Origin of the sequence: Nocardia sp. CA-135398 (assembly GCF_050955845.1) — a bacterium.
In the GTDB taxonomy this organism is placed as follows: domain Bacteria; phylum Actinomycetota; class Actinomycetes; order Mycobacteriales; family Mycobacteriaceae; genus Nocardia.
Window position 1 is genome coordinate 5,388,324 of sequence record NZ_CP192084.1, and the last position, 26,386, is coordinate 5,414,709.

A 26,386-nucleotide genomic window follows, 5' to 3' on the forward strand; every position below is an offset into this window, starting at 1 on the left:
CTACCCCTCGCCCGCGGCCCCGACCGGCGGCAGCGCATCCGGCGGAATGAACTGTCCCGCCGACAATCCGCCATCGATGGCCAGTTCCGCACCACTGATGAACGCGGCCGCATCGGAGGCGAGGAATGCCACCAAATCCGCCACCTCCGAAGGTAATCCGACGCGACCGAGCGGTAGCGCGGGAAAGCTACCCGGCCCGGTGCTCAGCCCCAGATGCCCGATCATGGGTGTCGCGATCGGACCCGGATGCACCGAGTTCACCCGGATTCCGAGCGGACCCAACTCGAGCGCAGCCGTCTTCGTCAAACCACGCAGCGCCCATTTGGACGCGCCATAGGCGGAATGTCCCATCAGGCCCTGCAATCCGGCCTGCGAGGAGATATTCACGATGGAGCCGCCCGCCGCCCGCATCGGATCCACGACGGCCTGGATGCCGAGGAACGAGCCGATCAGGTTGATGCGCAGGATACGTTCGAGCTCCGCGGCGGAGGTTTCGACAAGTGGTTTGGCGGTGTAGATCGCCGCATTGTTCACCAGCACATCGATGCCGCCGAATTCGGTGATCGCGGTGTCGACGGCGACGGTCCAGTCGGCGGCGCTGCTGACATCGTGCGGAACGAAACGGGCTGAGTCACCGATGGATTCGGCGACCGCCTTGCCCTCGGTTTCCAATACGTCGGTGAGGACGACGCGTGCGCCCGCGGCGGCGAACAGGCGCGCTTCCTGCTCGCCCTGGCCACGCGCGGCACCGGTGATGAGGGCGACTTTGCCAGTGAGGTCGGTCATCTCAAGCTCCTACGAATTCAGTTGTCCCGGCACGCTCCAGCGCTCTGAAGTGCGGAATGACCTTCTCGCCCCAATGCCGGATGGTCTCCAGACATGCCTCCTGCGGCACCGTGCCCATCTGGATCAGGCACAGGATCTCGTCGGCACCGGCCGCTTGCAGCCGCTCCACATAGGCGATGGCGTCCTCCGGGCTGCCGTAAGCGTGCTCGGCATTGAAAACCGAAGTCGCCCCCGCCTTCACCGGGATCTTCGCCTCGTGCAGATACGCCACATGCTCATCGGCGGCCTCGCGAATCTTGGCCACCTCGTCCACCGTCGGATCGATGGCCTCGTCCGGCACCGGGCCCGCGCCGTACCAGTGCTTGATGGACTGTGCGAAGAACCGCTGCCCACGCGCGCCGATCTGCTGTGCCTGCTCCCGATCGTCGAGCACGATCGTCGGGCACAGGGCCGCGAAGTGGTCGTTGACCACTGTGGAGACGAACTTCTCTCCGGTCCGCTCGGCAATGGCCGCGTCATAGGTGCGGCGCAGTTCGGCGATCTCTTCCACACCCGCGAAACCCAGTACCAGCGCGCCGATTCCGTAGTCGGCGGCCAGCTTCAGCGTGTCCTTCTTGGTGCACGCCATGAACAGCGGCGGATGCGGCAGCTGCACCGGACGCGGCAGCATCGGATGCGGATCGATATCGAGCAGCTCACCGTGCCATTCGAATTCGCCCTCCGGATCCTGCCAGGCCTTGCCGATAATGCGCAGCGACTCCTCCACCTCCTGATAAGTGCGGTCGGGATCGACACCGCACATAGAGGTTTCCTGCGGGGTGGCCCCGCGACCCGCGCCGAGGTTCACCCGCCCGTTGGAGAGCACATCGAGCATGGCCGCGCGCTCGGCCGCGCGCACCGGGTGATTGAAGTTGAACGGCATGCACACCACGCCGTGGCCGATCCGGATCCGCTCGGTGCGCGCGGCCACCCAGGTCAGGAAGATCTCCGGGGCGCTCATATGCGCGTACCACTTCAGGCCGTGATGTTCGACCGCCCAGACGGTGTCGAACCCCATCTGCTCGGCCAGCACCGCCTGCTCGACGCAGTCGCGCAACACCTGCCGTTCGTGATCGGCCGACGGGTCGGTCATCTGTGCCTCGAAGATCATCGAGAACTTCATGCATCGCCTCCATTTCTCAATATGCCTAGTAGAAATATTTCCGATGCTCTCGTTGAGGTCAGGTGCATGTCTCGGTGGATGGGACTATTCCGGCTCGCGCCGTCCCCGCGCCCATAGCGTCGAAATCGCACACGGCGTCCGAACCGACGCCGGAGAAAGGACGGACCTGACGTGGGTCGACTCGATGACAAGGTCGCGCTGATCACCGGCGCAGCGCGCGGGATGGGCGCCGAACATGTCCGCCGATTCATTGCCGAGGGTGCGCGGGTGCTGTTCGGCGATGTCCTCGACGAACAGGGCGAACAGCTGGCCGCCGAAACCGGCGCACGCTATCTGCACCACGATGTGACCAGTGAGGCCGACTGGGCGGCCGCGGTAAGGACCGCGGTGGACGAGTTCGGCAGGCTCGATGTGCTGGTCAACAATGCGGGCCTGCTGCGGTTCCAGCGCATCGCCGAGATGAGCCTGGCGGACTTCACCACGATCATGACGGTGAATGTCACCGGCACCTGGCTCGGCATCAAATCCGCCGCGCCCGCGATGACCGGCGGCGGCGCGATCGTCAATATCTCCTCGGTCGAGGGATTCGTCGGCGCGGCGGGCCTATCGGCCTATAGCGCAAGCAAATTCGCGATTCGCGGACTGACCAAATCGGCGGCCCGCGAACTCGGCGCGAATGGAATCCGGGTCAACTCCATCCATCCCGGTGGTATCGCGACGCCGATGACCGCGGCGGCGGGCTCGGGCGTCGACGGCAATGCCTTCTTCGCCGGATTGCCGATCCCCCGCTGGGGACAGCCCGGCGAGGTCTCCGAGGCGGCGGTCTTCCTGGCCTCGGATGCCGCCAGCTACTGCACCGGAACCGAGGTCGTCATCGACGGCGGCATGCTCACCGGCGCCGGTTACTAGGAAAGGGAGCCTGATGTCCGAGGAATACACCTACGACGTCGTGGTCGTCGGCTCGGGTGCGGCGGGTATGACCGCCGCGCTCACCGCCGCCTACCGCGGGCTTTCGGTGGTGCTGATCGAGAAGAGCGGCAGCTTCGGCGGTTCCACCGCCCGCTCCGGTGGCGGTGTATGGATTCCGAATAATCCGGTGCTGGTGCGCGAGGGCGTGCCGGACAGTCCGGACCTCGCCCGGGTCTATCTGAAATCCGTCGTCGGCGACCGTGTTCCGCAGGCCAAACAGGACGCCTTCCTGGACAACGGCCCGCGCATGATGACCTATCTCGGCGCACGCACCAATCACCTCCAATTCGTCTACGACCGTGGCTATTCCGACTATCACCCGGAACTGCCCGGTGGACTCGCGCAGGGCCGCAGCATCGAACCGGCGATTATCGACGGCCGCCTGCTCGGCAAGGATCTGGAGCTGATCAACCGGCCGACCATGTCCGGGCCGAAGGGAATCGCCTTCACGGTCAGCGACTTCCACGATCTGAATATGATCGCGCGGACCTGGAAGGGTAAGCGCACGGCGATGAAGGTCGGCGCCAAGGCGGTGCTGAACCGGATTCGGGGACGGCAGCCGCTGAGCCTTGGCAAGGCACTGGTGGCCCGGCTGTGGTTGGCGCTGCGCGACGCGGGTGTGCCGGTCTGGCTGAATACTCCACTCACCGAACTGATCAGCACGGACGATGCGGTGGTCGGGGTGCGCGCCGAGCGCGATGGCGCACCGATCGTCATCCATGCGCGGCGCGGCGTGGTGCTCGCGGCCGGCGGCTTCGAGCACAACCTGGAAATGCGCAATCAGTTCTTCACCGGGCCGGTCAGCACCGACTGGACCGTCGGCGCGACCGAAAACGTCGGCGATGGCATTCGCGCCGGCGAAAAGCTCGGCGCCGCATTGGATCTGATGGACGATGCCTGGTGGGGGCCGTCGGTGCGCAATCCGGACGGGCCACCGTTCTTCTGCCTGGCCGAGCGATCCCAACCCGGCGCGATCATGGTCAATGACGCGGGCGAGCGGTTCACCAATGAATCGGCCAGTTATGTCGATGTGGTGCACACCATGTACGAGCGGCATGCGACAGGTGTGGGGCATGTCCCCGCGCACTTCATCATGGATCAGCGCTTCCGCGATCGATACCTGTTCCTCGGCACCTTCCCGAAACAGGCCATCCCGCAGAAGTATTTCGATGCCGGGATCATCAAGAAGGCCGACACCCTCGCCGAACTCGCCACCGAGATCGGTGTTCCGGCCGATTCCTTGATCGCAACGGTGCAGCGGTTCAACGGTTTCGCGCGCGCCGGGCGCGACGAGGATTTCCATCGCGGTGAATCCGCCTACGACCGCTACTACGGCGACCCGACCGTGCGGCCGAATCCCTGTCTGGCCCCGATCGACCAGGGACCGTTCTACGCGGTCGAGATGGTGCCCGGCGATCTCGGCACCAAGGGCGGCCTGGTCACCGACGAACACTCCCGGGTGCTACGCGAAGACGGCGCGGCAATTGCCGGACTGTATGCGGCGGGCAACAATTCGGCCGCCGTCATGGGCAACAGCTACGCGGGCGCTGGCGCGACCATCGGCCCCGCCATGGTCTTCGGCTATATCGCGGCCGATCACATCGCCGATCTCGCAGACCGAGCAGGAGCATGACGTGGACAGAGTAAATGGCAAGACGGTCATCGTGACCGGTGGCGCGCGGGGTATGGGTGCGGCATTCGCCCGTCGGCTGGTCAGCGAGGGCGCCTCGGTGGTCGTAGCGGATGTGCTCGTCGACGAGGGCAAGGCGGTGGCCGCCGAACTAGGCGACAAGGCGGTGTTCTGCCCCCTCGACGTCACCGAAGAATCCGCATGGGCCGCAGTGGTTGCCGAGGCGGAGCGCACCTTCGGACCGGTCTCCGGACTGGTCAATAATGCGGGCATCGTGCACGTCGACCCGATCGATCGGCTCGCCGAGGCGGATTACCGCCGGGTGATCGATGTGAACCAGGTCGGGGTATTCCTCGGCATGAAAGCCGTCGTGCCGTCGATGCGCCGAGCGGGCGACGGCTCGATCGTCAATATTTCCTCGATCGGCGGCATCATCGCATTCAGCAATATCCTCGGCTACGTCGCCTCCAAATGGGCGGTGCGCGGGATGACCAAGGCCGCCGCCCAGGAGTTCGGGGCCGACGGCATCCGGGTCAACTCGGTACATCCCGGCGTGGTGGCCACCGAAATGACCGCCGACTCCGATCGCTCGCACTCGATGGTGCACGACCAGCCGCTCCCCCGTGCCGCGGCACCCGGCGAGCTGGCCGATCTCGTGCTGTTCCTCATCTCCGATGAGGCGAGTTTCTGCACGGGCTCCGAATTCGTCGCCGACGGCGGCTACACCACCAAATGACCAAGGACAGCTGCTGTGAAGAACTTTGAGGACAAGGTCGTCGTCATTACCGGCGCGGGTGCGGGCATCGGCCGCGCGCTCGCACTCGAGCTCGCCGACCACGGCGCGCGGCTGGCATTGTCCGGGCGAAATCTGGACAATGTCGCCGAAACCGCCGCGTTGTGCGAGAAGGTAGGCGCGAAAGCACGGGCCTACAAGCTCGACGTCACCGATCGTGCCACCGTCTACGCCCATGCCGAGGAGGTCCGATCCGACTTCGGCCCGGCCAATGTCGTGGTCAACAATGCGGGCGTCTCCCTCACCGCCAATATCGAGGAGCTGACCTGGGAGGACTTCGAGTGGATCGTCGATATCAACTTCTGGGGCGTCATGTACGGCACGAAAGCCTTTCTGCCACAGGTGATCGCCTCCGGTGACGGTCATATCGCCAACGTCTCCAGCATGTTCGGCCTCGCCGCCTGCCCCAGCCAAGCCGCCTACAACGCGACCAAATTCGGCATCCGCGGCTTCACCGACGCACTGCGCCAGGAGATGAAGATCGCGGGCCATCCGGTCGGGGTGAGCAGCGTCCACCCCGGCATGATCAAAACCGAAATCGCGTGGAAGGCCCGCGCGGGCGGCGATCGCGACCGCGACGCCCTGGCCGCCAACTTCGACAGGCTGGCCAAGACGACACCAGAATCCGCGGCGAAGACCATCCTGCGCGGGATCCGAAAGGATAAGGCCAAGATCCTCATCGGCACCGATGCCCGCGTAATCGATTTGCTGCCAAGGATCTTCGGCTCCGGCTACCAGCGCATCATCACCGCGCAGATGCGAAACGAGGTGTAGACCGGTCGGCACTCTGCCGATGGTGAACCCGGCTTGACGGACCGGTCCCGACTAATTCTTCGGAAGTGGTTGCTCTAAAACAGCTGTGCTGTCAGGATATTCCCCACGCGACGACTCCGGACTCGGAGGAACTCGCTGTCGCACCGCGAATCAAGTTGTGTTTCAACTACTTCAAGGGAACACCTTGTGAAATATCGGCACCAACCACGCCCGGCGCCGGTCGGGTACATTTCGCAGTTCAGGGCCAGATCCACGCGGCACACCTGCCCGTCGTGGGTGCAGATCGCGCTCGCCCTCGGCAGTTTGTTCGTACTGGCCGTCATCGTCGCCACGCTATACGGCACCCCGAGTCCACTGGCCGAAACTCCGCGCGCTGTCACGGTTGCTACGACCAATCATGCTGCCGCGCCGGGCTTTTCCGCGCTATCTCGCTGATCGCATCCAACCATTCCCGCATTCAGATAAATGCCCGTCAATCGACGCGCCTGTGTCCAGTGCATCGGCTAAGTGGAAATGATGGGTCTCCAACTAGTTGCCGTGTCCAGATAGCTTCTGCTGCCGCGGCTTCCGTCGAACGTAGTCGAATGGTGGTCGCCCACGGCGAATTCGACCGCCATATCACTGCGCTCGGCGGGCTGCCGGATAGCGCAGCAACCAATTTGGACGCGGCACTAGTTGCCACGCACGCGATGGCGGGTCCAGGGAATTGCGCAGGAGGGAGTCCGCCCCAGCTCCACCCTGCGTTCAACTCGCTCCGGATGCGCGCAGCAATTTCGCGCCGAGCTCGGCCAGCATTTCCACCATCTCCGGCGGTTCTCGCACCTCGAATTCCAGGCCGAGGTGGGCGATTCGCACGGCAGTCCATTCCAGTGAGTCGGCGGTGGTGCGGAGCAGACAGGATTCGTCGTCGATGGGCTCGATTTCCTCGGGGCGGACTCGGAAGGTTTCGATCAGTTGCGCAGCCGGAGCGTGGACGAGGAAGACGACTCGACGCACCGGTCGGGAGTGCGCCAGGGACTGGGTGACGAAGGCGGCCGCGTCTTCGGCAGGCAATTGTCTTGAGGCACTGCGTATTCCGATCGGCTGCGGCGAATCGATGCGGTCCACCCGGAAGGTGCGCCAATCGGCGCGGTCGATATCCCAGGCGACCAGGTACCAGCGGCGCCCCGCGGAGACGAGGCTGTGCGGTTCGGTCAGTCGGCGGGTCTCGGTATCGCCCTTATCGCGGTAGTGGAAGCGGATGCGTTCCCGGTCCCGGCAGGCGGCGGCCAATACGACCAGGGTTTCCGGGTCGACCATCGGTCCGGCGGCCGGACCGCCCAGCGATACCGTCGCCGACCGCACCGCTTCGACTCGGCGGCGCAGTCGGGCGGGCAATACCTGTTGCAGCTTGACCAGCGCCCGTGCCGATGACTCGTCGATGCCCTCGACCGCACCCAGCGCCGCATTGCGCAGCCCGAGCGTGATCGCGACGGCCTCTTCGTCGTCGAGCAGCAGCGGCGGTAGCGCCGTCCCGGCCTCCAGGCGGTAACCGCCGATCGAACCGAGCCCGGCACGCACCGGATACTCCAGTTCCCGCAGCCGCTCGATATCGCGGCGCACCGTCCGGACCGTCACGCCGAGGCGTTCGGCGAGCTCGGGGCCGGTCCATTCGCGGCGGGTCTGCAACAGGGAGAGCAGTTGCAGCAGGCGGGCGGCGGTTTCGGTCACAGCCTCCAGTATCCGCCACAATGAGGACCGATCCTGACCTCATTGCCGCCTACCGTGGCGATTGTGAACGCAGACCGAGACACCATCCAGATCATCGGGGCCCGCGCGAACAACCTGCGCAATATCTCCCTGGCCATCCCCAAGGGCAAGATCGTCGTCTTCACCGGCGTATCCGGATCGGGCAAATCGTCGGTGGTCTTCGGCACCGTGGCCGTCGAATCGCAGCGTCAGCTCAATGAGACCTTCACCTGGTTCATCCGCAATCGTCTGCCCAAGTACGAGCGGCCCGAGGCCGATGTCATCGACAATCTGGCCCCGGCGGTGGTGGTCGACCAGAGGCCCATCGGCGGGAATTCCCGCTCCACCGTCGGCACCATGACCGATATCCAGTCCATCATTCGAGTGCTGTTCTCGCGGCACGGCGACCCGAGTGCGGGTGAGGCGACCCGTTATTCGTTCAACGACCCGTTGGGCATGTGTCCGGAGTGCGGCGGGCTCGGCCGGGTCGTGCGGCCGGATCTGGACAAGCTGGTCGACACCTCGAAATCGCTCAATGAGGGCGCCATCAACTTTCCGCCGTTCGCGGTGGGCACATTTCAGTGGCAGATCTACGCGGAGTCCGGGCTGTTCGATCCGGACAAGCCCTTACGCGACTTCAGCCAGGATGAATGGCAGTTGTTCCTGCGCGGCAACGGTTTCCGGGTGCCCCGCCCGAATAAGACCGGTTCGATGGGCAGCAATGCCTACGAGGGACTGCTGGAGCGCTTCGACCGGCTCTACATCAAACGCGACCTCGGGGCGCTGAGCGACAAGAATCGCGCGGCGGCGATGGAAGTCGTCCATGCCCAGACGTGTCCGGCGTGCGATGGCGCACGATTGAATTCCGCCGCGCTGGCGAGCCGGATCAATGGACTCGGCATCGCCGACTTCGGCCGCATGGAGGTATCGGATCTCATCGAAGTGCTCGGCGAGCTCGATGAGACCGCTGCCGCCCCGATCGCCGATGCCGCCATCGCCCGTTTGCGCCGGATCGAGGAGGTCGGGCTCGGCTATCTCGCACTGGATCGCGAGACAGCCACACTGTCCGGCGGAGAAGCGCAGCGACTCAAGGTCGTTCGGCATCTCGGCTCCAGTCTCACCGGGATGACCTATATCTTCGACGAACCCAGCGTCGGCATGCATCCGCGCGATATCGGCCGTTTGAACACGCTGCTGATCCAGTTGCGCGACAAAGGCAATACGGTGCTGGTGGTCGAGCACTCCCCCGATGTCATCGCCGTAGCGGACCACATCGTGGATATGGGGCCGGGTGCGGGCGGGCACGGCGGTCAGGTCGTCTTCCAGGGCACCGTCGAAAAGTTACGGACGTCGGGCACGTCGACCGGTGAGCGGCTACGGCGGGTGCAACCGGTCAAAAGCGCGAGCCGCACCCCGACCGGCTGGCTCACCGTCACCGGCGCGGATTCATACAACCTGAAGAATCTCACCGCGCGGTTTCCCACCGGCGTGCTCACCGCGGTCACGGGTGTGGCGGGTTCGGGCAAGAGCACGTTGGTATCCGGCGCATTCGCGCGCGCCTACCCGCGGGCGATCGCGGTGGACCAGTCCGCCATCGCCGCCTCCCGACGCTCGAGCCCGGCCACCTATATCGGCATCATGGACCCGATGCGGCAGGTTTTCGCCAGGGAGCACGGCGTCAAGCCGGGGCTGTTCAGCTTCAATTCCGAGGGCGCATGCGCCGAATGCGGTGGGGCGGGCGTCATTTTCACCGATCTGGCGTATATGGATCCGATCACCACGGTGTGCCAGCGCTGTCACGGACGCCGCTACCGTCCCGAGGTGCTCGGCTACACCGTGCGCGGTGCGTCCATCGCCGATGTGTTGGATATGACCGCGGAGCAGGCGCTCGATTTCTGGAATGGCCAGGCGGGCAGCAAGATTCGGAGGCCGCTGCGGGCTCTGAACGAGGTCGGCCTCGGCTATCTGACGCTCGGTCGCTCGCTGAGTTCACTGTCCGGTGGGGAACGTCAACGCATCAAACTCGCCGATCACCTGCACCGCAGCGGCGGCATCTACGTACTCGACGAGCCGACCACCGGACTGCACATGGCCGACGTCGATGCCCTGGTCGCCCTGCTGGACCGGCTGGTCGACGCGGGCAATACGGTCATCGTCATCGAACACGATCTCGAGGTCGTCAAACGGGCCGACTGGGTGATCGATCTCGGACCGGACGGTGGCAAACACGGCGGCGAAATCGTCTTCACCGGAACACCTTCGGCGCTACTGCGCGATCAGCGCTCCATCACCGCCGACTATCTGCGGCGCAGCGTGGCATGACGCCCGGACACGCCCCCTCGACGCGGCCCCTCGAACCAGATTTCGATACGACAACCGCATCCAGAGCTTGCCGACACCGTTACCGGATAAGCGCGGCATGACAACCGAACGACCCGTGGTCAGCAATAGCAGGTCGGCGATGCGGCCACGTATCTCGTCTCCGGCGCCGACCGCCCAGTCGGCGTCGGTCGCGACGAGCCGAAATCCCGCCAGCCGGTGCTTCGCCCAGAACGGCCACCCCATGGTCCAGATCCGAGTTGCCGCCGTCGCCGCGGCTTCGATCGGGATCTCGATCTGTCTGCCGGTCGGGATCGCGATGTCCTGACCGTGCACCATGATGTCGTAGAGGACATTGCGATAGTTGGTGACCACCGGCAATTTTCGCGATGCCGCATGCGCGCGGATCTCGGCCGCGAGATCATTTCCCGCGTCGGCATAGCGAACGGACACATCGTGATTCAGCCGATGGAACCGCCCGCCCGCCCGCAGGCCTTCGCGAACCATATCCAGCGGACCGGGCGGCTGCGGCGCCAACGCGATATGCGCGGCCACATCCCGAATCCGCCAGCCCGCACACAGCGACGGCAGCTCCCACTCGCTCGGCGTGAGGTCGTCGAGCACGTCGGCAACGGCATGTCGTTGCTGCTCGATGACCCGCCACTGCGCATCCCGGTCCATATCGGCCTCCGATGTATCTGGTCAGCTTCTCTGACTAATATAGTCAGAGAAGCTGACCAACTCAAGGTCGTACGGCGAACCGGACTACTCAGGCCATGCGGTCGCGACTGGTTCGGTAGCGGCCCGGAGTGGTGCCGATGATGTTGGTGAATGCTGCGATGAAGCCGCTCGGATTCGCCCATCCGCAGGCGTGCGCGACGTGGGTGGTGTCGTGGCCGTCGGCGAGCAGCACGAGTGCGTGATAGATGCGTAATTGGGTGCGCCACTGATAGAAGGTCATGCCGAGTTCGTCGTGGAACAGTCGGCTGAGGGTGCGGGCGCTGGCGCCGATCTGCTGCCCGATTTCGGCAAGTGAGCTGTTGTCAGCGGGCTGCTGGTACAGCAGCTGCGCGATCGCTTGCAACCGATCGTCATGTGGTTCGGGCAGTTGCAAAGGCTGCTCGTGTGCTTCGCGGAGTTCGTCGACGAGGACTCGGCGCAGCCGTGCGAGCGCGGATCGATCGAATTCGCGTGGGCCCGTGAGGGTTAGCAGGATTTCGCGGGCGAGGTCGGAGACCATGAACACGGCAGGTTGCTCCGGTACCAGCCGGGCCAGGGCTGCCGGTAGGAACAGGATCCGCATATCGGTATGGCTGTGCGCGCGGTGGTAGTGCGTGAACCCGGCGGGTGTCCATGCGACTCGATTCGCTGGAACGATGGACGTGCCTCGTTCGGTGTGCACTGACAGCACGCCACGGGCCGCGTACACGAGATGTCCACGTGGATGGGAATGCACCGTGCTCGTTCCCCCGGACGGCCAGAGATGGACTCCTCCGGACGGCCATAGGCGTGAGGTCCGGGGCAGGGAAGGTTGGCGGCCAATGGGCATATGTTGGCATTCTATCGGTAGCCGGCCACGCGGCCTTCCGGCGACAGTGAACACATGCGTGATGATCTCCATTCAGCCGACATCTGCGGCACGATGTCCCAGACGAACTCACCCGTCGAGGTGAGTACGACAATGCGAGCGGCGGTCTGTGTCGGGGCCGGTGGCCCGGAGGTACTGGAGATCCGTGCGCTACCGGTACCGGCGGTGCGGGCGAGCTGGAGCCTGGTGCGGGTGCACGGCGCGGGCTTGAACCGATCGGAGCTGAGGACCCGTCAAGGGCATTCCCCGAATGTGCGGTTCCCGCGTGTGCTCGGGATCGAATGTGTGGGAATCGTGGCAGCCTCAACGGATCCCACGTTGCCGGAAGGAACGACCGTCGCGGCGGTGATGGGTGAGATGGGACGGGAGTTCGACGGCGGCTACGCGGAGTATGCGTTGTTGCCGAATTCGCTGCTCATGCCGGTCACCACCACGTTGCCGTGGGACGTACTGGCCGCGCTGCCCGAGACCTACTTGACCGCACAGGGCTCGCTGGACGCATTGGGCGTCGTGCCGGGTGGCCGAGGGCGGTTGCTGATCCGTGGTGGGACCTCCTCGGTGGGGATGGCCGCCGCGTCGATCGCGTCCGGCTACGGCATCGAGACCGCCGCCACGACTCGGCGGCAAGACAAGGTCGATGCGTTGACCGCGACTGGCGTCGACCACGTCCTCCTCGACACCGGGGAATCGCTGACGGCGGGCGTGCACGCGATATGGCCCGAGGGTCCGGACTATGTGCTGGATCTCGTCGGGACGAGCACGGCGGTGGACTCACTGCGCCTGGTCCGTCGTGGCGGGACGGTATGTGTATCGGGCTCGCTCAGCGGCTGGTTGATTCCGGACTTCGAACCGATTGCGATGATCCGCTCCGGTACCAAGCTCACGGCCTTCCACAGCGACGACTTCAAGGGCAGCGCGGGGACCCCCGTCTTGCAGCGGGTCATCGACCACGTCGAGGCAGGCGTCTATCGACCCAATATCGACCGTGTCTTCGGCCTCGACGACATCGTCGCGGCCCACCACTACATGGAGAACAACCAAGCCACCGGAAAGGTTGTCGTGCTGCCCGGAGCACTCGGCGCATCCTGCTGACCGAGACGTCCAGTACGCCGGAACCGAGCGGGGCGGCAGGCTGAAATCGGCTGCCCGCGGTGTGCGCGCTGCGGGGTTGCGCCATTGCCAGGGCGTTCGGGCCAGCTGCCCGATGATCTGCCGCTGTCATGCGCTGGATGCGCGGTGGCTGTCGATGACCGAAGGAGTGTTATGACGATCGGAGTGGAGCCGGTGCAGCGACCGGAGGCCGCCTTCGGGAAGTCCGGTGCCGATGGTTCGGTCGTTGTGGAACTCGATGGGGCGGGCGGACTTTCGCGGGCGCGGATCGGGGGCAAGGCGTGGAGCGTTGATCATATGCGGGGATTGGGGTTGCCGGTGCCGCCCGCATTCGTGCTGACGACCGAGGCCTGGGCGGAATTCCGGACCAACGGTGGGGTGCTCGGCGCGCAGATGTGGGCGGGCGTGCGCGACGGCATCGCCGCGTTGGAGCGGGGCACGGGACGGCGGTTCGGGGCCGCGGAGCGTCCGTTGCTGGTGTCGGTGCGGTCCGGTGCCGCGGTGAGTATGCCGGGGATGATGGATACCGTTCTGAATCTGGGCATGAACGATTCGGTCGAGCGTGCGCTGACCGCCGAGACGCGAAATCCGGGATACGCCAGTGATACTCGACGGCGGTTCGTCACCCAGTATCGCGAAATCGTTCTCGGTGATCCGAATGGTGTTGTACCGCAGGATCCGTGGGAGCAGTTACGTGGTGCGATCACCGCGGTATTCCGTTCGTGGGATTCCGCGCGGGCCAAGACCTACCGGCGTAGCCGGGGTGTTTCCGATGTGCTCGGTACGGCGGTCACGGTGCAGGCCATGGTGTTCGGGAATCTCGACGCGCTCTCCGGGACCGGCGTGCTGTTCAGCCGGAATCCGAATACCGGCGACCGTGCGGTCTTCGGCGAATGGCTGGTCGGCGGGCAGGGTGAGGATGTCGTCTCGGGACGCACCACCCCGCGCCCACTCGACGAACTCGCGGTGACGCTGCCGGACGTGCACCGCCGATTGCTCGAGGCCGCCGAACTGCTCGAGCGCGAGGGCCGCGATATCCAGGACATCGAGTTCACCGTCGAATCCGGGCGCCTGTGGCTATTGCAGTCGCGACCGGCGAAACGTTCTGCGCGCGCGGCGGTTCGCGCCGCCGTGGCCATGGTCGACGAGGGCCTCATCGATGCGGATGAGGCACTGCGTCGGGTCGCGGCCGACCAGGTGCGTACCGTCCTGCGGCCCGCATCGGGCGACCACACCGGGCTGCAGCCCTTGGCCCGGGGCGAATCCGCATGTCCCGGACTCGCCTCCGGCATTGTGGTCACCGATCCCAACGAGGCCGAAACCCGTTCGGCCGCAGGCGAGCACGTGATCTTGGCACGTCCGACCACCAGCCCGGACGATCTGCACGGAATGATCGCGGCGCAGGCCGTCGTCACCGAACTCGGTGGGGCAACCTCGCATGCCGCGCTGGTCAGCCGGGAGCTGGGGCGGCCGTGCGTAGTCGGCTGTGGCCCTGGAATTGTCGAGGCATTGGCGGGTCGCGTTGTCACCGTCGACGGCGGAGCGGGCATCGTATGGCCGGGACAGGTGAGCGGAAAGGCGGTGGATGCCTCGGTAATCGAGGATGTCGAGCGACTCGCGCAATGGGCACAGGTCGATTCGCGCGAGCTGCCCGCATTCCTGTCGAAATCGGACGAAGATCGCTCAGTGGCAGCGAATTCCGATGCGGATGATTTGCCCAACCCCCGAGAAGCCAGTGGTAACAAGGTCTCCGAACTCGCGGTACTTCGCCTGATCGGCATCAAGGGTCGAGTACAACCGGACGCCATCGCCGCCAGCCTCCCGATCGCCGAGGCCGAAGCCGCCTCGCGCACCGCCGATTTCGTGACGCGCGGGCTATGCGCCAGCACACCCGTCGGCGTCCGTCTGACCCCGCGGGGCCGTGAACAACTCGCCCAACTTCTCGAACACGAGCGCGCCGATCTCGACCGGCGCGACCTCGCCGCGGCCTACGATGAATTCTGCGAGTTCAATGCCGAGCTGAAGGCAGTCATCACGGCCTGGCAGATGAAGGACCCGAGCACGGTGAACGATCATTCCGACAACAACTATGACGCAGCGGTTTTGGCACGCTTGACCACGCTGCACGCTGGGGTAACTCCCCTCGTCGAACGCATCGGCACTATCGCGCCGCGCCTCGCTCCCTATACCGATCGCTTGGCCCGCGCCGTCGAGCGGATAAACGGCGGCGACCACAGCTGGGTGGCTCGGCCGGTCATGGACAGCTATCACACGGTGTGGTTCGAGTTGCACGAGGATCTCATCGGTCTGTGCGGGCTCAGCCGCGCCGACGAGGCCGCCGCGGGCCGGGCCCACTAGCGCGATGTTCACCGATAACGCCCAGCGGCGATGGGTGGAGTTCGCCGAGATCGACAATGTCCGCGACCTCGGCGGCCTCCCGGTGATCGGCGGCGGCACAACCAGATTCGGTGTCGTCTACCGGTCCAGCACACCGCAGCATCTCACCGCGGCCGATCTGGCCATCCTGACCGGCCCGATCGGCCTGCGCACACTGATCGACCTGCGCAACCCGGACGAGGTGCTGCGCGAGGGCTACGGTCTGCTGACCGGCAGCGCGGCAGTGCGCATGGTCAATCTTCCGGTGCGGAAGGCGACCGACGTCGCCGCGACACCCGCCGATCTGGTTCCCGACGGCAGAGACTACGACCTGGTCGCGCTCTACCGCGAACTCCTCACCGGCAGTAGCGAATCCATTGTCGCGGCGGCCCGGCTGATCGGCGACGCCGAACGGCACTCGGTCGTCTTCCATTGCGCCGCAGGCAAAGACCGCACCGGCATCCTCGCGGCCATGGTGTTGGACGCGGTGGGTGTCCCCGCCGAGGCCATCGCCACCGATTACGCGCTCACCGGCGAACGCCTGGAACGCATCCGCGAACGCCTGGACGCGCTGCCGTCGTATCACGGGCTGCCGCCGGTCCGCACCGGCATTCTCGGCGTCGATCCGGATGTGATCATCCGGTTCCTCGGCGAATTGCACACCACCCATGGCGGAGCGGCAGAATGGCTGCGCGCCAACGGACAATCCGGCGCGGAACTCGCCCAGCTCCGCGCGGTGCTCGTCGGCTAGTCCCCGCGGTGGCGACTGTTCACCCGGAATTACCACCGAAGGTCCAGTATGGTCACCAGCGTGCACGACGATGTCGACTACACGAAGCTGGTCACCCCCGCCGAGAAGAAGAAGTTCGCCAAGCAGAACAGCTTGATGTACGGCGGGCTGATCGCCATCGGCGTCGTCATCCTCCAGGGATTCCTGACGGCCTCGCCGCTGGGCACATCCGGCCGGATCTCCATGATCGCCTTCGCGATCTCGCTGCCACTGCTCGCGGTGCTGCTGATGCTCGACGAATGGCAGTCGGGCGAACAGGCGCCGAGCCCGAGCATGACCGATGAGGCGGCCAAGGCCATTGCGCTGCTCAGCTCGATCGTCGGCGTCGTCGCGGCGTTCTGGCATATCGACTGGAGCGCGGGCGTCGCGGTGATCGCGGCCGGGGTGGTCGCGCTCGGGGTCTACGGAACGCATTTCAGCAGTACGAGTTTCAGTCAGGCGGTGCTGCGGCGTAACCAGCAGCGGGCTGCCGCCCACCAGCCGACAGCATCTCAGTCGCTGGCTCCGCAATCACCAGCTCAGTCCACTGCTCCCCAGCCGACAACGAACCAGCCTGAGGCGACCCAGAGTGCACCGCCGAAGCCAACGACGCACGATCCGATAGCGTCCGAGCCAACGACGCCCGAGCCGACCGCTCCCGAAACAACGGCGACCGAGCCCACAGCGACCGAGACTCCCGAAGAAACGGCCCCGCGGCACCCACCAACGCCGTGACCCGCCACATCCCAATGCCGCAGACCTGACCTCAACGGGGTCCGCGCACGTCATCATGAGCTGTATGGCGACGCGCGAGGTGGTGAGGGCGGGCGCGTTCACGAGGATCTACAACCCCAGCGACGGTGAACCACACCCCTGGTATATCAACGACCACACCATCGTCCGCGACGAATCCGGCCGCTGGCATCTCTTCGGCATCACCCATCCCGAACCCGCCGACCCGTTCCACGAAACAGAATTCGCCCACGCCACCGCGGACCAACTGCACGGACCGTGGATCAAGCGGCCATCCGCCCTGACCGCCGATCCGGACTACGGCGAAACACATCTCTGGGCACCGCATGTCATCGGCGTCGACGGCCGCTACTACATGTTCTACGCGGGCGGCGGCCCCGACCGCACCGCCGCCACCATCAACCTCGCCACATCCACCGACCTGTTCCGCTGGACCCGCAATCGAGCCGGGCCACTGTTCCGCGACGGCTACGACGCCAGGGATCCGATGGTTTTACGCATCGGCGAGAAATGGGTCATGTACTACTGCGCCACCGGCACACCGAGCGGCGGGCACCATGTGGTCGCCTATCGCACCAGCGGCGATCTCCTGCATTGGGGCGACCGCCATATCGCGTACACCGACCCCACCATCGGCACCGAAGCGGGCAATACCGAATCACCGTTCGTGGCGCCCCACGGTGGCTGGTGGTACCTGTTCATCGGTCCGCGGCCGCATTACGTCGGCACCGATGTATTCCGCAGCGACAACCCCTTCCGGTTCCGCATCGGGGACAAGGTCGGCCATATCGCCGCCCACGCCGCCGAACTCGTGCCGGATGGCGACCGCTGGTGGATCACCAGCGCGGGCTGGTCTCAGGGCGGCGTCCACCTCGCACCGCTCACCTTCCCAACCCCGCGCACCGTCACCGCGGCCGTTCCCCGCTGAGCGATCGCACCATGCCCGCCACCAGCACCCTGATCTGCTCGAACGACGCTTCGGATACCGCGGAAGCGCCGACCACCGTGCGCATGACCCCCAGCCCGAGCAGCAGCGCACCGATCAATTCCGCACGCAAGGCGCCATCCGCACCGCCAAGGCGCGTGGCCATCTCACGCAGATAGCCATCGCAGAGTTGCGCGCGCAACTGGTCGCGCACGACTTCATGACCGGCCGATCGCAGCCCCGCAACCAGCGGATGCTCACCTCCGAATTCGGGCCAGTCCGCGAAGACGACATCGCGCAGCAGCGCATCCGCGATCGATACGACGGGCCGATGTCGATCGGCCGCAACGTCTTTCGGGATCTCGATGTGCATCGCTTCGGCATAGAGCTGATCCTTCGACCCGAAGTACCGGAACACCAGCGCCGGATCGACGCCCACATCACCCGCGATATCGCGGACTCCGGTGCGGTCGAATCCGACCGTCGCGAACCGGATCCGGGCGGCGTCCAAGAGTGCGGAGCGGGTGGCGGCACGGTCGCGCCGACGGCCCGGCGCTGCGGTTTCGGTCATCTAGTCAGCATAAGTCACCAATTGTTGACTTGCGTATCGCCGCCTTCCTAGCCTCGATGTCATCGGCCGATGACTCATCCGAAAACGATTCGAGGAGAAGCGATTCGATGCGCACCTACGTGATAACCGGCGGCACCGACGGCATGGGCAAGGGTCTCGGCCTGCACTTCCTCGGCCGCGGCGACCGTGTGCTCGCGGTGGCCAGCGGCGCGGTCAAGGGCGCCCGATTCCTGCGCGAGGCCGCCGAACTCGGCGCCGCCGACCGGGCCAGCTTCATCCAGGCCGACCTGAGCACGCTCGCGGGAATGCACCAGGTCATCGCGGAAGTCGCGGCGATCACCGATACCGTCGACGGCCTCGTCTTCGGCGCGCAGAATTTCCGGTCCGAACGTGAGGAGACCGCCGACGGCTTCGAATACACCTTCGCCCTGGCCTACCTGAGCCGCTATGTCATCGGGCACGGACTCTTCGACGCACTCGAACGCGCCGAAGCCCCGGTCATCATGAATATCGCGGGTTCGGGCGGACTGCCGGGCACCATCGAATGGGACGATCTGCAGCTGCGGACCGGCTTTCGCGGCATGCGCGCGGCCATGCAGTCCTCGCGCTGCATCGACCTGCTCGGCGTGGCATTTCCGCAACGCCATCCGGCAGCCCGCACGCGATATGTGCTCTACAACCCGCTGATGGTGCGCACCGCCATGGCCGACCCGCTACCGACGGCGCAGCGCATCCTCACCAAGATCTGGCTGCGGCTCGCCGGGCAACCGGTGCGCAAGGCCATCGTCCCGATCGCCGAACTGATCGACCATCCGCCGACCGAACCGCTGGCCGCCTTCCGGCGCCGCACCCGACTCGCCTTGGCCGGCAAGGATTTCGATCCGGAGCGCGCCCGGCGACTCGATGCGATCACCGCCGAATTGGTCGACAGCCGGGTCACCGGCGGATAACGACCTCGGACCCGCTCGCCCGAAGCCGACCACCGGCAGCCCCCTTCGGATAGATAATCCTGGAGGGGGCCTGCGCGTTGGGAGGCGGTCGGGATGGCGCGGATCGGGGTTATGAGCGTGTCCGATGGGCGTGATTATGTGCACGCCGGGATAGCGGAGTTCATCGAGTCGGCCGAGGATCGGCTGGTCACCGCGTTGCGGGCGGCCGGGCACGAGGTGGTCCGCGGCCCGGCGCAGATCAGTACCAACGCACTGGCCGGATCGGTGGCACGCGAAGTGGCAGCCGCCGGTGTGGATCTCACGGTGCTGCATTACGCGGTTTGGGCGTTCCCGCATTTCACCATGCTGGCCGCGGGTGCGACACCGGGTCCGTTGCTGTTGCTGTCCAATATCGATCCGGTGCAACCGGGCATGGTCGGCATGCTGGCCGCAGGCGGTGCACTGGATCAGATCGGCCGCGCGCACACCCGATTGTGGGGCGATCCGGCCGACACCGAGCTGATCGAGGCGATCGGCACTCAGGCGACCGCGGCCGCCGCCGTATCGGGCTTGCGCGGCAGCACTTTCGGGCGCTTCGGCGGTCGGCCGATGGGGATGAATACCGCGGTCGCAAATACCGATCAGTGGCAGCGCTTGTTCGGCATAGATGTCGAGGAGATCGATCAGTGGGAGATCGTCCGCCGCGCCGAGCAGGCCGACGCCGGTGAGGCGAAGGGTGCGCGAGAGTGGTTGGAGCGCAATACCGCCGGCGTGCACTACGACGGGGTGAAACTCACTCCGGAATTGCTGGAACGCCAGATTCGCTCGTATCTGGCGGTGCGTGAGCTGATCGAGGAATGGCGGCTGGACTTCTCGGGAATCAAGGGCCAGCCCGAGCTCACCCAGTATTTCGCCACCATGGATATCACCGAGGCGTTCCTCAACGATCCCTACGATTGGAACGGCCCCAAACAACCCCATGTGTGTGCGACCGAAGCGGACATGGACGGCGCACTCACCATGCGGCTGCTGCAGCAGATCGCCGACACTCCGGTGCTTTTCGCCGATGTCCGGCACTATCACGCGGACCGCGATATCTGGGATCTGTGCAACTCGGGCCAGCACGCCACTTGGTTCGCGGCTCGCAGCGACGAGCCGACCGAGAATCTCGCCAACGTACATCTCTATCCAGAGGTGTTCTTCTTCCCGGCGGGCGGCGCCTCGGTGCATCATTTGGCCGCGCCCGGCCGGATGACCCTGGCCCGTCTCACGCGTAAGGACGGCGACTATCGAATGCAGTTGATGCTGGGCGATTTCGAGACCTATGACCAGGCGACCAATGAATCGCTGATGAAACAGTCCACCTGGGAATGGCCACATGCCTTCGCCCGGTTGGACGCACATGCCGAAGATTTCCTGTCCCGGTTCGGCGCCAACCATATTCACGCCGTCCCCGGCGACCATCGGGCCACCGTTCGGGCCGCCTGCGACCTGCTCGATATCACCCTCGACGAGTTCACCCGATGACGAGCGCATTCCTCGATTTCGACGTGACCAGCCATATCGTGCTGATCGATGATCGATACGGCTGGCCGGGACTGTGACCGTCCCCGGTTCGGCATCGGAACTCTGGCGGCTCGACGCCGCACGGACCCGCTCGATCAGTGCGGAGAATCCGACCGGCGCCCCCGGCGCCGGGGCCCGCGCCATCGAGGGCACCGGCGCACATGCGGCGCGGCTGCTCGGACCGGGCTGGAAGATCTCTCCGTCGATTCACCTCGATGCGGGCGAAACCGTCACGCTCGCAGATATTTCCGGCTCCGGTGTGCTGCGCCACTGCTGGCTCACCACCGACCGCGCGGTGCTGCGGCAACTCACTCTACGCATGTACTGGGACGCCGAACCCGAGCCGTCCATCGACGTGCCACTCGGCGATTTCTTCTGCAATGGCTGGGACGAGCTCGCGTCGGTGCGATCCGAGATGGTGGTCGTCGCCCCCGCCGGTGGCCTGAACAGCTTCTGGCCCATGCCTTTTCGGGCGCACGCCAGGATCACACTGCACAACGGCAGTGACCGCGCGGTGCCGGTCTACTACCAATTCACCTATAACGAGGAAGACGTCCCTGACTCCGCCGGATATCTACACGCGCTACGACGCCACAGCACGCCACTCGGCGAGCCCGCCGTGCACACAATTCTCGATACGGTGCCGGGTCCAGGCCGATATGTCGGCACCTATCTGGCGATTCGGCCGGGCGCGCCGGGCTGGTGGGGCGAGGGCGAGCTGAAGTTCTACCTCGACGGCGACACCACCCATCCGACGCTGTGCGGTACCGGCACCGAGGATTACTTCGGTGGTGCATGGAATTTCGATCTCGGTGGCGCCTACCGGACGTATTCCACGCCCTATCTCGGCCTGCACCAGGTACTGCCGGCCGATGAGATCTACCAGCCGCATCAGCGATTCGGCATGTATCGCTGGCATATTCGCGATCCGATCTGCTTCCGGGACGAGTTGCGCGTCACGATTCAGGCGCTCGGCTGGCACGACGACGGCACGTATCTGCCGCTGACCGCAGCCGATATCGCGACAACGGCGCTGTGGTACCAGAGCCGCCTAACCTCGGTCTAGCTCGTCGTCATCCGGAATTTCCATGGCGAGTAGCTCGTCGGCGCGGTTCAACGCATCGTCCATCGCGGACTCGATGCCGTCCATGACCGAAAGTCCGTCCAGCAGACCGGACAACTCGCGCCGGGCGGCTTCCAATTCCGCGACCGCCGGATCGATGCGATACCACCCGACACTCTCACGCCACCAAGCGTTTTCGTCGATCCACGCCCACATGACATCACGCACCAGCCTGGCATCGGGGGTGTACATCTGGAAGCATTCCGCCGATCCGGCGGCGCGGTGCTCGAGTTCGTACACGCCGTCGGGGAGCAGGCGAGCCTGGATGTAGGCGTGCTCGCCGCGTTCGACCACGATCGCCGGATATTCCGGGTCGGGTGGTTCGCGCAGCAGATCGTCCAGCAGCGGATCCGTCAGGGCGGGCAGTGTGGTTCCGTCGCCCGTGCGGACGTGCACGTCGGCGTGCCGGTCCGGGTCGTCGTTCACCGCGACAGTCTGCCTCATCCGGAAATCCGCGATGCGGCGGGTCAAAATGCGACGGGACGGCGGGGTCCGGGTGCAAGGTAGTGCTATGCGCGCGGTGGTGATCGAGAAGCCTGGGAATTTCGCCGTACAGAACGTGCCGGATCCGACGCCCGGGCCCGGCGAGGTTGTGGTGCGGGTGGATGCGGTCGGGATATGCGGCACCGACGCACACATCGCCGATGGCGAATTCCCGCCGACGCCGTATCCGATCGTGCCCGGTCACGAGTTCGCCGGTTCGGTGGTGGCGCTGGGCACCGGGGTCGACGGTGTGCGGGTCGGCGATTCGGTCGCGGTGGATCCGTCGTTGTTCTGCGAGGCGTGTCATTACTGCGCGATCGGCCGCGGGAATCTGTGCGAACGATGGGGCGCGATCGGCGATACCGTCGACGGCGCGATGGCCGAATACGTCGCGGTGCCCGCCGCGAATTGCTATCGGCTGCCCGAGACGCTGTCGATGACGCACGGCGCGCTCGTCGAGCCGTTGTCGTGTGCGGTGCACGCCTTCGATGTGCTGCCGCGTGCACTAGGCGCGCACTATCTGCTGTACGGCGCTGGCACCATGGGTCTGCTGATGTTGCAGCTGGCGCGGGTGGCCGGGGCCGCGTCGGTATCGGTGGTCGATATCAACACCGACCGGCTCCCGGTGGCCATCGAGCTCGGCGCGGACGCCACCGCCACCACCGCCGACGAATTCGACCGGCCGCAAGGTTGGGAAGTGGTCATCGACTGTACGGGCGCGATCGCCGCGATCGAGGACGGACTCGGCCGGGTGCGCCGGGGTGGGGTGTTCCAGCAGTTCGGGGTGGCGCCGGGTGCGGCGACCGCGTCGATCTCACCGTTCCGGATCTACAACGACGAGATCACTATTGTGGGTTCGATGGCGGTGCTGCACAGCTTCGGTCGGGCGGTGGAACTCATGGGCAAGGGCATGATCGACGCGAACACCATGATCACCCACAGTTTCGGATTGGACGAATTCGCCGATGCGCTAGAGACTTTCCGCGCTGGCGCCGGCCGCAAGATCCAGTTGCGGCCGGGTGCCTGATGGCGACCGTGGCGGGGGTGGACAGCTCCACCCAGTCGTGCAAGGTCGTCCTGTGCGATGCGGATACCGGCGAGATCCTCGACGAAGCACGTGCCCCGCATCCGGAGGGGACCGCGGTGCCCGCCGAATCCTGGTGGCAGGCACTGTGTTCGGCGGGCGAGGGTTTATTGGATCGAGCTGATGCCATCGCGATCGCGGGCCAGCAGCACGGGTTGGTCGCGCTGGATGCCGACGGTCGACCGGTCCGGGATGCATTGCTGTGGAACGACATTCGATCCGCCGACGCGGCCGAAGAGTTGATCGCGGAACTGGGCGGCCCACCGGTCTGGGCCGACGCCGTCGGCAGCGTGCCGCTGGCCGCATTCACCGTCGCCAAGCTGCGCTGGCTGGCCGACCACGAACCCGAAAACGCCGACCGCACGCACCGGGTGCTGCTTCCGCACGACTATCTGACCTGGCGGCTGCGAGGTGGCCCATCCGATCGCACCATCGAACCGACCACCGATCGCGGCGACGCCTCGGGCACCGGTTACTGGTCGCCCGCGACCGGTCGCTATCGCGAAGACCTACTCGCCCATGCCTTCCGGGGACGGAACCCGGAACTGCCCCGCGTCGCCGGACCCGCCGAAGCGGTCGGACGCACACCCGCGGGCGCGCTGGTAGCGGCGGGCACCGGCGATAATGCCGGTGCCGCATTGGGTTTGGGTATCGCGGACGGCGATGTCGTCATCTCGCTCGGCACCAGCGGCACCGTCTACACCCGCGCCGCCGCACCCAGCGCCGACGCCACCGGAGCCATTGCCGGATTCGCCGACGCGACCGGCGCATTCCTACCACTGGTCTGCACGCTCAACGCCGCCCGGGTATTGGACGCCACCGCCGAACTGCTCGGCGTCGACAATAGCGGCCTGGAATCCCTTGCACGCCAAGCGCCGCCGGGTTCGGACGGCGTCGTCATGCTCCCCTACCTCTCCGGCGAACGCACACCGAACCTGCCGCAAGCCACCGGCAGCCTGCACGGTCTACGTCCGGAAACCCTGCGCCCCAGCCATATTGCGCGTGCCGCAGTCGAAGGCATGCTCTGCAATATGGCCGACGCGCTCGACCACCTGCGCGCCGCGGGAATCCCGATCCAGCGTGTGCTGCTCATCGGCGGCGCGGCCCGATCTGCCCTGGTCACCGAAATCGCCGCCCAGATCTTCGGGCTCACGGTCACGGTTCCGCAGCCGAACGAATACGTCGCGCTCGGGGCCGCCCGACAGGCGGCCTGGGCATTGACCGGCACCGCGCAGCCGCCGAGTTGGCCCGCGCGTACCATCGCCGAGGTGCCCGCCCCCAGCGACGGTGGCGCGATCGGGCAGCCGATCCGGGCGGCGTACGAGAAAGCACGACAGGCCCTCTACGCTCGATGAATAGCCTCGGCTTCATGGCCGGAATGCTCGCGGCGACATACACCGCGCTCGGCAGAACGCGGGAAGCTCACGCCATCAGTGCCACTTGATCTTGATCGTGTCAGTGCTCGGGTGAGCGGGCGGCGGTGGTGCCTGCTTTGCGGCCGAAGAAGGTGGCGTCGCCTAGGGAGGTGCCGCTGATGTAGCCCTCGCCGTGCAGGCCGGAGGCGGCGCGACCGGCGGCGAAGAGGCCGGGGATGGGGTGGCCGTCGAAGTTGAGGACTTGGGCGTCGAGGGTGGTGTGGAGGCCGCCGAGGGTGAAGACGGAGGCACCGGTGCCGCGGCGGGTGCCGGATTCCGAGGGCGGACGGACGCCCGCTTTCACGTCGATGGCGGCCAGCGGGGGAGTCAGTGGGCGCAGCCAGCGCGCTGCCTTGTGGAAATCGGGATCCGTTCCGCGCGAGGCGAATTCGTTGTAGCGGGTGATGGTGGCGGCGAGCGCGCCGGGCGGCAGGGCGAGCAGTTCGTCGAGTTCGTCGATGGACTCGGCGACGTGGGTCGGGCGCACGCCCCAGCGTTCGCGTTCGGGCACCTCCTCGTAGGCCTGTTCGTCGAGCACCACCCATACGTTCATATCCTGACCGAACAGTGCGGCCTGGCTGATGCGGCCGGGATAGGTGTCCTCGTTGACGAACCGTTGGCCGCGATGGTTGACGATCATGCCGCGCGCGGCGAAACCCGGAATCAGCGAGGCGCCGACCTGACCGGCCGACATATGCCGCACGGCGGCCCCGGCGGCCTGTGCGATGCGGATACCGCTGCCGTCGTCGGTGCCCGCGCTCACCTTGGTGTGGCCGAGCAGTCGCGGCGCGTGGGCGGCGAGCATATCGTCGTTGTCGACGAAACCGCCGGTGGTCAGCACACATCCGCGTCGTGCCCGAATGGTGAGCTCCGTGCCGTAGCTTCGGGCAACCGCACCCACCACCGAACCGTCCTCGCCCAGGATCAGGTTCGTCGCATAGGTATCGTATTGCGCTGTCACACCGGCAGATTCGGCCGCCGACACCAGACAGTCCAGCAGCAGTCGACCGCCGAAGTCGTTCGCGGTCGGCCGGTGCCCGCGCGGAGCCGGGATCGCGATTTCGGTGAACGGCCAACTGTTTTCGCCGAGCCACATGAGCCCGTCATCGGTCGGCGGTACCCAGGCGGGAGCATCCCAGAGGCTGGGTTTGAACGGCACACCGCGCTCGACGAGCCAGTGGAAGTGCGCCACGCTGTGCTCGCTGTAGTGCACGATCTTCGCCACATCCGCGCCCGGCCCGAGCGCCGCCACCAGGTATGCCGCCATCTGCTCGGGACTGTCTTCGAACCCGCACGCCCGCTGAATCGGCGTCCCGCCGCCGAGGTAGATCTCGCCACCCGACAACGCCGACGCGCCACCCGGCCCACCTGCCCGATCCAGCACCACAACCTCGGCACCGGCCGACGCGGCCTCGAAGGCGGCGCAAGCACCCGCACTGCCGTACCCGACGACCAGCACGTCGGTCTCGATGTCATAGGACTTCACCTCGGCGGCGGCACGCGGCGCGACCGATTTGCGGACCGTCATGGCAT

23 protein-coding genes are annotated in these 26,386 nt (G+C 66.1%); 15 read left to right on the forward strand and 8 right to left on the reverse strand.

Annotated features, from left to right (window positions below; all coding sequences use genetic code 11):
* Both ACQP1T_RS23395 and ACQP1T_RS23400 read right to left on the reverse strand, forming a co-directional pair.
* Nucleotides 1–786 carry a glucose 1-dehydrogenase gene (locus ACQP1T_RS23395; protein ID WP_433755170.1) on the reverse strand — a complete coding sequence of 262 codons (786 nt, stop codon included), beginning with the start codon at nucleotides 784–786 and terminating at the stop codon, nucleotides 1–3.
* 1 nt (nucleotide 787) lies between these two features.
* Nucleotides 788–1,948 (reverse strand): LLM class flavin-dependent oxidoreductase, encoded by a 1,161-nt coding sequence (locus ACQP1T_RS23400; RefSeq protein WP_433755171.1) that lies wholly within the window; start codon nucleotides 1,946–1,948, stop codon nucleotides 788–790.
* 171 nt (nucleotides 1,949–2,119) lie between these two features.
* Between ACQP1T_RS23400 and ACQP1T_RS23405 the strand changes: the two genes are divergently transcribed.
* Genes ACQP1T_RS23405 through ACQP1T_RS23420 form a run of 4 tightly spaced genes read left to right on the forward strand, consistent with a single transcriptional unit; the run spans nucleotide 2,120 to nucleotide 6,114 of the window.
* On the forward strand, nucleotides 2,120–2,857 hold the full coding sequence (locus ACQP1T_RS23405) for a glucose 1-dehydrogenase (protein WP_433755172.1): 738 nt from the start codon (nucleotides 2,120–2,122) through the stop codon (nucleotides 2,855–2,857).
* A 13-nt stretch (nucleotides 2,858–2,870) separates the two neighbouring features.
* Nucleotides 2,871–4,550: a 3-oxosteroid 1-dehydrogenase gene (kstD, locus tag ACQP1T_RS23410; protein WP_433755173.1), complete on the forward strand. Its 1,680-nt coding sequence runs from the start codon at nucleotides 2,871–2,873 to the stop codon at nucleotides 4,548–4,550.
* A gap of 1 nt (nucleotide 4,551) precedes the next feature.
* Nucleotides 4,552–5,283, forward strand: a complete 732-nt coding sequence (locus ACQP1T_RS23415; RefSeq protein WP_433755175.1) for a glucose 1-dehydrogenase — start codon at nucleotides 4,552–4,554, stop codon at nucleotides 5,281–5,283.
* 15 nt (nucleotides 5,284–5,298) lie between these two features.
* Entirely contained in the window at nucleotides 5,299–6,114 is an 816-nt protein-coding gene (locus tag ACQP1T_RS23420) for an SDR family NAD(P)-dependent oxidoreductase (protein WP_433755176.1), read from the forward strand.
* Between the two features lie 744 nt (nucleotides 6,115–6,858).
* Here ACQP1T_RS23420 and ACQP1T_RS23425 read toward each other — a convergent pair.
* Entirely contained in the window at nucleotides 6,859–7,824 is a 966-nt protein-coding gene (locus ACQP1T_RS23425) for a helix-turn-helix transcriptional regulator (protein WP_433755177.1), read from the reverse strand.
* Nucleotides 7,825–7,887: 63 nt separating this feature from the next.
* Between ACQP1T_RS23425 and ACQP1T_RS23430 the strand changes: the two genes are divergently transcribed.
* Nucleotides 7,888–10,164, forward strand: a complete 2,277-nt coding sequence (locus ACQP1T_RS23430; protein ID WP_433755178.1) for an ATP-binding cassette domain-containing protein — start codon at nucleotides 7,888–7,890, stop codon at nucleotides 10,162–10,164.
* Here ACQP1T_RS23430 and ACQP1T_RS23435 read toward each other — a convergent pair.
* Together ACQP1T_RS23435 and ACQP1T_RS23440 are read right to left on the reverse strand one after the other, a co-directional pair.
* Nucleotides 10,108–10,842, reverse strand: coding sequence for a maleylpyruvate isomerase family mycothiol-dependent enzyme (locus ACQP1T_RS23435; RefSeq protein ID WP_433755179.1), 735 nt, complete (start codon nucleotides 10,840–10,842; stop codon nucleotides 10,108–10,110). The genes ACQP1T_RS23430 and ACQP1T_RS23435 overlap by 57 nt on opposite strands.
* A gap of 88 nt (nucleotides 10,843–10,930) precedes the next feature.
* Nucleotides 10,931–11,563, reverse strand: coding sequence for an AraC family transcriptional regulator (locus ACQP1T_RS23440; protein ID WP_433755180.1), 633 nt, complete (start codon nucleotides 11,561–11,563; stop codon nucleotides 10,931–10,933).
* Nucleotides 11,564–11,764: 201 nt separating this feature from the next.
* On the opposite strand from ACQP1T_RS23440, the gene ACQP1T_RS23445 reads away from it, so the two are divergent.
* The 5 genes from ACQP1T_RS23445 (at nucleotide 11,765) to ACQP1T_RS23465 (ending at nucleotide 17,685) form a co-directional block, all read left to right on the forward strand.
* Entirely contained in the window at nucleotides 11,765–12,841 is a 1,077-nt protein-coding gene (locus ACQP1T_RS23445) for a zinc-binding dehydrogenase (protein WP_433755181.1), read from the forward strand.
* A 171-nt stretch (nucleotides 12,842–13,012) separates the two neighbouring features.
* Nucleotides 13,013–15,217, forward strand: a complete 2,205-nt coding sequence (locus ACQP1T_RS23450) for a pyruvate, phosphate dikinase (protein ID WP_433755182.1) — start codon at nucleotides 13,013–13,015, stop codon at nucleotides 15,215–15,217.
* Between the two features lie 4 nt (nucleotides 15,218–15,221).
* Nucleotides 15,222–15,986, forward strand: a complete 765-nt coding sequence (locus ACQP1T_RS23455) for a tyrosine-protein phosphatase (protein ID WP_433755183.1) — start codon at nucleotides 15,222–15,224, stop codon at nucleotides 15,984–15,986.
* 60 nt (nucleotides 15,987–16,046) lie between these two features.
* On the forward strand, nucleotides 16,047–16,739 hold the full coding sequence (locus tag ACQP1T_RS23460; RefSeq protein ID WP_433755184.1) for a hypothetical protein: 693 nt from the start codon (nucleotides 16,047–16,049) through the stop codon (nucleotides 16,737–16,739).
* Nucleotides 16,740–16,803: 64 nt separating this feature from the next.
* Entirely contained in the window at nucleotides 16,804–17,685 is an 882-nt protein-coding gene (locus ACQP1T_RS23465; protein ID WP_433755185.1) for a glycosyl hydrolase family 32, read from the forward strand.
* Here ACQP1T_RS23465 and ACQP1T_RS23470 read toward each other — a convergent pair.
* Nucleotides 17,663–18,253, reverse strand: a complete 591-nt coding sequence (locus ACQP1T_RS23470) for a TetR family transcriptional regulator (protein ID WP_433755186.1) — start codon at nucleotides 18,251–18,253, stop codon at nucleotides 17,663–17,665. The genes ACQP1T_RS23465 and ACQP1T_RS23470 overlap by 23 nt on opposite strands.
* Nucleotides 18,254–18,360: 107 nt before the next feature.
* Here ACQP1T_RS23470 and ACQP1T_RS23475 point away from each other — a divergent pair, with 107 nt between their 5' ends.
* From ACQP1T_RS23475 to ACQP1T_RS23485, 3 genes are all read left to right on the forward strand, one after another.
* Nucleotides 18,361–19,203: an SDR family NAD(P)-dependent oxidoreductase gene (locus ACQP1T_RS23475; protein ID WP_433755188.1), complete on the forward strand. Its 843-nt coding sequence runs from the start codon at nucleotides 18,361–18,363 to the stop codon at nucleotides 19,201–19,203.
* Nucleotides 19,204–19,296: 93 nt separating this feature from the next.
* Complete coding sequence (locus ACQP1T_RS23480; RefSeq protein WP_433755189.1) at nucleotides 19,297–20,709, forward strand: L-fucose/L-arabinose isomerase family protein; 1,413 nt, start codon at nucleotides 19,297–19,299, stop codon at nucleotides 20,707–20,709.
* Nucleotides 20,710–20,782: 73 nt separating this feature from the next.
* Nucleotides 20,783–21,814 carry a glycoside hydrolase family 172 protein gene (locus ACQP1T_RS23485; protein WP_433755190.1) on the forward strand — a complete coding sequence of 344 codons (1,032 nt, stop codon included), beginning with the start codon at nucleotides 20,783–20,785 and terminating at the stop codon, nucleotides 21,812–21,814.
* Here ACQP1T_RS23485 and ACQP1T_RS23490 read toward each other — a convergent pair.
* Nucleotides 21,800–22,315, reverse strand: a complete 516-nt coding sequence (locus ACQP1T_RS23490; RefSeq protein WP_433755191.1) for a hypothetical protein — start codon at nucleotides 22,313–22,315, stop codon at nucleotides 21,800–21,802. The genes ACQP1T_RS23485 and ACQP1T_RS23490 overlap by 15 nt on opposite strands.
* Before the next feature lie 67 nt (nucleotides 22,316–22,382).
* Here ACQP1T_RS23490 and ACQP1T_RS23495 point away from each other — a divergent pair, with 67 nt between their 5' ends.
* Nucleotides 22,383–23,381: a zinc-dependent alcohol dehydrogenase family protein gene (locus ACQP1T_RS23495; protein ID WP_433755192.1), complete on the forward strand. Its 999-nt coding sequence runs from the start codon at nucleotides 22,383–22,385 to the stop codon at nucleotides 23,379–23,381.
* Nucleotides 23,381–24,793, forward strand: coding sequence for a xylulokinase (xylB, locus tag ACQP1T_RS23500; RefSeq protein ID WP_433755193.1), 1,413 nt, complete (start codon nucleotides 23,381–23,383; stop codon nucleotides 24,791–24,793). The genes ACQP1T_RS23495 and xylB overlap by 1 nt, the downstream gene beginning before the upstream one ends.
* Before the next feature lie 100 nt (nucleotides 24,794–24,893).
* Here the strand turns inward: xylB and ACQP1T_RS23505 are convergent, their stop codons facing one another.
* A complete protein-coding gene (locus tag ACQP1T_RS23505; protein WP_433755194.1) occupies nucleotides 24,894–26,381 on the reverse strand; it encodes an FAD-dependent oxidoreductase in 1,488 nt (495 codons plus the stop codon).
* Nucleotides 26,382–26,386: the final 5 nt, after the last annotated feature.